This is a genomic window from Zarconia navalis LEGE 11467 (genome assembly GCF_015207075.1).
GTDB classification, from domain to species: Bacteria; Cyanobacteriota; Cyanobacteriia; order Cyanobacteriales; family Geitlerinemataceae; genus Zarconia; species Zarconia navalis.
Map to the genome: position 1 here is coordinate 1 of NZ_JADEXN010000279.1, position 7,059 is coordinate 7,059.

Sequence of the window (7,059 nt, forward strand, 5' to 3'; positions counted from 1 at the left end):
CAAGATGAAGCCCGGGGACTGATCAATCCGAATGGGTGGCGGTGGATTTTAGAAAAGGCTGCGGGCGATCGCGCGACCGATTCGGCAAGCTCGTAACGCCATTTTACAAGTATCGAAGGGGTTGCCAGGGAAACTGACGACCCGTTCGATGCGTTCCTAGACTAACTTTTTGGAGTGGCGTCGAGAATTGAGACTCCTCGATCGAAGAATTCCTGCGCTCGCTCGGCTTCTCCTTCGTAAGAGAGTTCGGTGGCGAGGCTGAGGAACTCAGCAGCCTGCGCTCGATCGTCTTGAATGGCTTGGATAAACCGCAACGCTCGATCGTATTGTTTCCAGGACGCTAAATTGTATGCCAGATCCGATAGCACTCGGGCTTGAGATGCATCTTCCTCGATAAACCGCACAATTTCCAAACTGCGTTCGTCATCTTCAGCTTGCATCAGGGCAAAGGCAATATTTTTCAATGCTTCGGTTTGATAAAAGCGATCGTCGATCGTCTCCACCAGCTCGAAAGCCCGAGGTATGTCTCCAGCAACCGCCCATTCCAAAGCCACACTACTCAGGGCAAAAAAGCGATAGTTACGATCCTCGATCGTGCGAGCAATTTCCAAGGCGCGATCGAATTCTCCGGAGGCGGCAAAAGTATCGGCACTTCGCCAGAGAAGCTCGGATTTCGTTTCCCCATCTTCCATCTCCTGGATAATTTCCAAGGCTCGTTCCCGTTGCGTCTCGATCTCGTTTAGCCCGGAAACGATGCTGTAAAACGCCGAGGATTTGTGTTGCGTGTCTTCAATACTCCGGGTAACTTCTAAAGCGCGATCGAACTCTCCCTGACGCGCTAATTGGGAAACGATTCCCAAAAGCGCGATCGCTCGAATTTCTATATCTTCAATCGTCCGCGCAGTTTCTATGGCTTGTTCCCACTGCATTTGCATCGCGAACCCAAAGGCAATGTCGGCCAAGATGTTAGCTTGTTTGGTCTTATCGAGGTTTGGGGTCAGTTGTAGAGCTTCGGTTAATAAGCTTTGGGCTTGTTCTGTCCGTCCGGTAGTCGCTAAGCTGGCGATCGGTTGGCTCAACGCGCTGACTCGAAGATCGTCAACTTCGATCGTTCGCGCTAATTCTATTCCCCGATCGAGTTCTCCCGACACCACGAATTGAATGACGATCGCTTCGAGTGCCTCTGCTTGAATTTGGGGATTGGCAATGGTGCGAGCAATTTCTAAGGCGCGATCGAATTCTCCGATACCGGCCAATTGCGAAGCCAGCATTTTAAATGCTTGTAAGGAACGATCGGAATTTTCGATTTCTCGTGCCACTTGTAAGGCGCGATCGTATTCACCCGCCTGCACCAATTGACTCGTCAAAAAGCCGTTGGGAATATCGTATTGACCAAACTTGGCAGAGTACGCATCAATGGATGGCACAGCCTCAAAAAGCCGATCGTATTCTCGGGCTGCGACTAATTGAGAAACGACTCCGGTGATGGCGTAAGCTCCCCATTGCTCGTCATCGAGCACGCCACTATAGTCGAACGGCCGCGGGTAGTCGATGTACGGAATTGAGAAGGCTAGTTCCAGGGCGCGATCGAACTCTCTGGCTTCAGCAAGAGATAAGACAATACCGTATAAAGCAGCAGCTTGCCCCTCCTCCGCTTCAATGGTGCGAGCGAGTTCCAACGCTCGATCGATTTCTCCGTTTTGAGCGATCGCCCCCGCAATCGTTGCGGTGGCAGCAATACGGCGATCGTCTGCTACATCAATGGTACGAGCGAATTCTAATGCCCGATCGATTTCTCCGAATTGGGCAAACCCCATTGCGAGCTGGTAGAGTACGCCAGCCTCCCAATCCGGATCGGAGATTTGAGCGAGTTGAAGGGTCTCGGAGCCATCGGGCTTGACCTCTTTGCTTACTTTCGATCCGATTTCTTCAGATATTTCAAAAGCTTTTACAGGAAATTGCGGTAAAAAAACGCTACTAAAAATTAGAGATGTTGTCAAAAATAAAATTTTAAAATTCATAGAATTCTATTGTTAGAACGACACTTCAAAAGAGAAATCTTGGATTTGAAAAAATTGAGATAGAAGTATTAAGATGTAGGGTTCGATTTCCTTGGTTAGAGCATCATCGGGGTAAAATATCGTTGACCACAATGAAACTTTTAAAAACCCAGCTTGCATCGACAAATCGCACCTGCGAATCCTTACGTTTTAGTTATAGCTTTTTCTATTTGGGTTATCCACTCTCTCCATTTACAGTCTACCGATCGGGTCGTAAGAATTCCGGAGTCAATTGAAATCAAGGCCGATGCGATCGAATTTCTTCGAGATAACGGATATGGATTTCATATCCAAGTGAAGTCACGTAGAACCGCCAACTCAAAAGACCGAACCGATTGCACTCTCGACCCGATCGAGTTGCCTATCCTATGTTCTAGAGCCGCAGTGACCGATAAAAGCAAGGTCAGCAAGGGCTGCGAGGTTTATCGATCTATACTGACCGAGGAAGAGAAGCCATCGAGATTTATGGGGTATTACGCGATCGAATTGCTGTGTGTGAAAATGACTGAGAATCAGGGCAAATCGGGCTATAGCTTCGAGAACCTACAGCCCAATGCCAATTTCTGAGGTTAGACTGGACACAGCTAAACTCAGAGCGGTCGTGACCCAAATTCAAAAGCGACAATGGAATCTAAAATTGTCTGGCAGTATGGTAGTAGCCATCCCGACAGCGGGAATTATTTAGACGAGATCCGCCAATGGTGGGCCGATCTTGACGATCGAGAGATTTCCTGGCAGCAGCGCATCTTACCCCCGAGTGGAGATGTTGGTGAATTGGACTGGGAACCCCAGCGATTCGATGAAGTTTTTGCCATTCAAGCACCGGAAATTCGCGGAATCGCCCTCTACTGGAGCAAATCCGATGCCGACGAACAACGTAATATTACCGCCGGAAAACTCGATCTCGATCTCCTACACTCGGCTTTGTACATTTATCCAAAATCCCAACCCCAAGTGGTATTGCGAGTGAAGCCACAACAGGTGACGTATCGAACCCTCGAACTTCACGAGCCCAATATCGCCTATTTTGCCAATGGCGATCGTTCCCAATTAATTTTCCGAGACGAACTCCGAGAGATCGAGGTTCGGGTCGATCTGACTTCCGAAGCGATCGATCGATTAAAAAACCAGATCCCATAGCCTTTGTCGATCGCCTATGATTGGGAAAGTCTAGGAACTTCCCGATCTGGGAAACATCGTTACTTAACGTACGCAACCGATCGTACAAATAAAGTGTCAAAGCTGGTTGGGACTCTGTCCCCACATTTATAGACCGATCGGGTCAAATATCCGCATCGTTCGGGCCGCATCGAGACCATCTCGATCGGCACTTGGGGTCCATTGAGCAGATTATTATTTGTCAGTGGGTGCAGTACCACTCATCAAATAAAAGAGAGTTGAGGATGGAAACTGCCAAGAAAGGATTGGTATTGATTGTTGATGACAATCCAATCAATACAAGGCTGCTATTCAAGTTTTTAACCAAAGCTGGATTAACAGTCTCATCTGCTTCCGATGGGTTCAGTGCAATCGAGCAAGTCAACACATCGCCTCCCGATTTAATTTTATTGGATGTGATGATGCCAGGAATTGATGGGTTCCAAACCTGTCAGCGCTTGAAAGCATCGCCACAAACTCGGGAAATTCCGGTGATATTCATGACCGCGCTTACCGATACAGCCCATAAAGTGAAAGCTTTTGAACTTGGGGCCGTCGATTACATCAGCAAACCCTTTCAAAAAGAGGAGATACTCGCTCGAATTAATATTCATTTAGAGATGCGAATTCTAAATCGGAAGATGGCCGCGCAAAATCTCTTATTGCAACAGTCACAAAAAGATTTAGAACAGCGAGTTGAAGAGAGAACTTCCGAACTTTTACAGACGGTCGAACACTTACAAAAAACACAAATGCAGTTGATTCAAAGTGAGAAAATGTCTTCTCTGGGTCAACTCGTTGCGGGAGTCGCCCATGAAATTAACAACCCCGTGAATTTTATTTGTGGTAACCTCGTTCATGCCGGTCAGTATATTCACAATTTGCTAGACTTACTTCACCTGTACCAGCACCAATTTGCCGAAATCCCTTTAGAAATACAGGATAAAGCAGATGAAATCGACCTAGACTTCGTGCAAGAAGATTTGCCAAAACTGTTCTGTTCGATGCAAGTGGGAACCGATCGCATTCGCAATATCGTTCGATCTTTGCGAATGTTTTCGCGACTCGACGAAGCCGAACAAAAACTTGCCGACTTACACGAGGGTTTAGAAAGTACCCTGATTATATTAGGGAGTCGTTTAAAAGCCCAGCCCAATCGTGCGGCCATCGAAGTGATTCGAGACTACGACGATTTGCCCTTGGTGGAGTGCTACCCCGGACAAATTAACCAAGTCTTTATCAATATTCTCTCCAACGCGATTGATGCACTCGAAGAATCCGTGTCAGCCTGGAGTCAGCGCGATGATTATTTGCCCACGATCTGGATTCGGACGAAGCTCAAACGCGACTTTCCCCAGAACGATCGTGGGGAAGAACCCACAGGCGACGTTCTGGCGATCGAAATCGCCGATAATGGGTTGGGGATACCAGAAGAAATCCAAAAGTGTATTTTCGATCCGTTCTTTACCACGAAGCCGGTGGGAAAAGGGACGGGATTGGGGATGTCTATTAGCTACTCGATCGTGGTAGAACAACACCAAGGTAAGTTAATCTGTAATTCAGTACCGGGAAAAGGAACGGAGTTTATCATTGAGATTCCCATCGTCTGAATTTCTCGAAAGGTTCCGGTCTCGCTCGGTGCTATTCTCCTAAGCCCCCTCCCATTCCACGAACAAGTATCAGGTCGATTGAAGTATGAAGTCATTCAATGTTAGCAGGTGTAGCCGTCCATGACAGATGAAATCATCGATCGATCTACGATTTTAATTGTGGATGATAATCCTACGAACCTGGAGGTTCTCTCCGGTGTCATGGCTGATTCGGGATGGGAAATTTTAGTTGCTCTCGACGGTCAAAGTGCGATCGAGCAAATAGAATACGCTCAACCCGATTTGGTGATTCTCGATGTCATGATGCCGGGAATCGACGGCTTTGAAACTTGCTATCGGATTAAATCCAATGCCGACATAAAAGATACTCCAATTATTTTCATGACGGCACTGTCGGATACAAAAGATAAAGTTAAAGGATTTTCTTTAGGTGCGATCGACTATATTACCAAACCCTTTCAAACGGAAGAGGTACTCGCACGAGTTAAAACACATTTACAAATTCGAGAGCTGACCCGAAAATTACAAGATCGAAATCATCAACTCGTTCGGGAAGTAGAAGAGCGTGTTAGCGCTCAATCGGCTCTTGAGACCTTAACAAAAGAGTTAGAAGAGCGAGTTCGTTCTCGAACTTCCGAGCTGACGAGATCGGAACGGCAACTCCGACAAAAAACTTACGAACTTGAAGAGTCTCTCAACCATTTAAAGCAAACGCAATCTCAGTTAGTCCAAGCGGAAAAAATATCAAGTTTGGGTCAACTCGTTGCGGGTATCGCTCACGAAGTTAATAATCCTGTTGGGTTTATTTCGGGAAATTTAGATTATGCGAGCGAGTATCTCGATAATTTATTAAACTTAGTCAATTTATATCAAGATAAAATCCCGAATCCTCCTCAAGAGATTGAAGATGAAATTGAAGACATCGATCTTGAATTCCTGCTGGAAGATTTACCGAAGCTCATTCAATCAATGAAAGTCGGAACGGAAAGAATTCAGGAAATTATGTTGTCTTTGAGAACATTTACCCGCATCGATAAAGAGGAGAAACAACGTAGCAATATTCAAGAAGGCATTGAAAGTACTCTAATGATTCTCCAGCATCGTCTCAAAGCCAATCAAGAGCGTCCGGCGATTCAAGTGGTGAAAGAGTACGAGAATTTACCTCCAGTCATATGTTATGGGGGACAGCTCAACCAAGTCTTTATGAATCTCTTAGCGAATGCTATTGATTCTTTTGAGGAATCGAATCGGGGGCTGACATTTGCCCAGATCGAAGAAAATCCTAATGTGATTCGAGTGAAGACGCAAACCATCGAAGATCGAGTGGCAATCGAAATCTCCGACAACGGAACGGGTATCCCAGAAGAGGTTCGTCAAAATATTTTCGGTGCTTTTTTTACCACCAAACCTGTGGGAAAAGGAACGGGTTTGGGGCTTTCGATCTCTTACCAAATCGTGACGGAGAAACACGGTGGCAGTTTGGAATGTCGCTCTGAACCCGGAGTGGGCACAACGTTTAGAATTGAAATTCCCAATCCCATCGAAACTTAGTCTGAGTTAATCGACTTGCGCGCCATTGTAAAGCCATCGATCTCCTCGATCGTCCCACACCAGTTCAATTTGTAAAGATAGCGGGCTGATATTTCCAGTTTTCATATGGTACTTCAGTTGCGTCCCAACTCGAGCACTATCCCGATCGACCTCCATCGGGCTTATCTGTTCGATTTCGACAAAATCCACCGAATCCCACCAAGTCGAGTAGTCTGAGTAGCCGTTGGGATGCAAGTCGCGATTGCGTTGCAGAGATTTGGAGAGCATTCCCCACGCCGTTCGGTATCGATCGCCATTGAGAGTTTCGTAGTAGCTGCGAATGGCTTGCTCTGGAGACGGGCGATCGTCTGGTACGTCAGGGTTTGGCGATTCTTGCGTTGAGTTTCCCAGGGCCTCCCGTGCCGTGAGTGGGTTGGGCGACAGGTTGGCATCGGTACTGGCTAAAGCACAGTAAGCATCGGGATTTTCCCGTCCGTAGCGTTTGAGCCAGATCGCACAGCTAGCGCGATCGTCAAAGGTGGCGGCATAAACTTGAGTGTAGGATTTCCCCGATAAATTGGGATAGTCGGGAAGCCAAAACATTCCCGCACCTTCATATCCCTCTGCTTTGAGCCGTTGGAGTTGTTTTCGGGCGCGATTCGATTCTCCAAAAGCCGAGTCTGCCAGAAAGTAGAACGAGA

At 46.9% G+C, this 7,059-nt stretch carries 4 protein-coding genes and 1 pseudogene; 3 read left to right on the forward strand and 2 right to left on the reverse strand.

From position 1 onward, the window contains the following. Nucleotides 1-161 precede the first annotated feature (161 nt). Nucleotides 162-2,021, reverse strand: coding sequence for a tetratricopeptide repeat protein (locus IQ235_RS14630; protein ID WP_264322183.1), 1,860 nt, complete (start codon nt 2,019-2,021; stop codon nt 162-164). 663 nt (nt 2,022-2,684) lie between these two features. On the opposite strand from IQ235_RS14630, the gene IQ235_RS14635 reads away from it, so the two are divergent. From IQ235_RS14635 to IQ235_RS14645, 3 genes are all read left to right on the forward strand, one after another. Next, nucleotides 2,685-3,200, forward strand: coding sequence for a hypothetical protein (locus tag IQ235_RS14635; RefSeq protein WP_264322184.1), 516 nt, complete (start codon nt 2,685-2,687; stop codon nt 3,198-3,200). Nucleotides 3,201-3,463: 263 nt separating this feature from the next. Beyond that, complete coding sequence (locus IQ235_RS14640; RefSeq protein WP_264322185.1) at nt 3,464-4,828, forward strand: hybrid sensor histidine kinase/response regulator; 1,365 nt, start codon at nt 3,464-3,466, stop codon at nt 4,826-4,828. A 120-nt stretch (nt 4,829-4,948) separates the two neighbouring features. After that, a complete protein-coding gene (locus tag IQ235_RS14645) occupies nt 4,949-6,379 on the forward strand; it encodes a hybrid sensor histidine kinase/response regulator (protein WP_264322186.1) in 1,431 nt (476 codons plus the stop codon). A 6-nt stretch (nt 6,380-6,385) separates the two neighbouring features. Here IQ235_RS14645 and IQ235_RS14650 read toward each other — a convergent pair. Further along, nucleotides 6,386-7,059, reverse strand: a pseudogene (locus IQ235_RS14650) (serine/threonine-protein kinase); the annotation flags it as partial.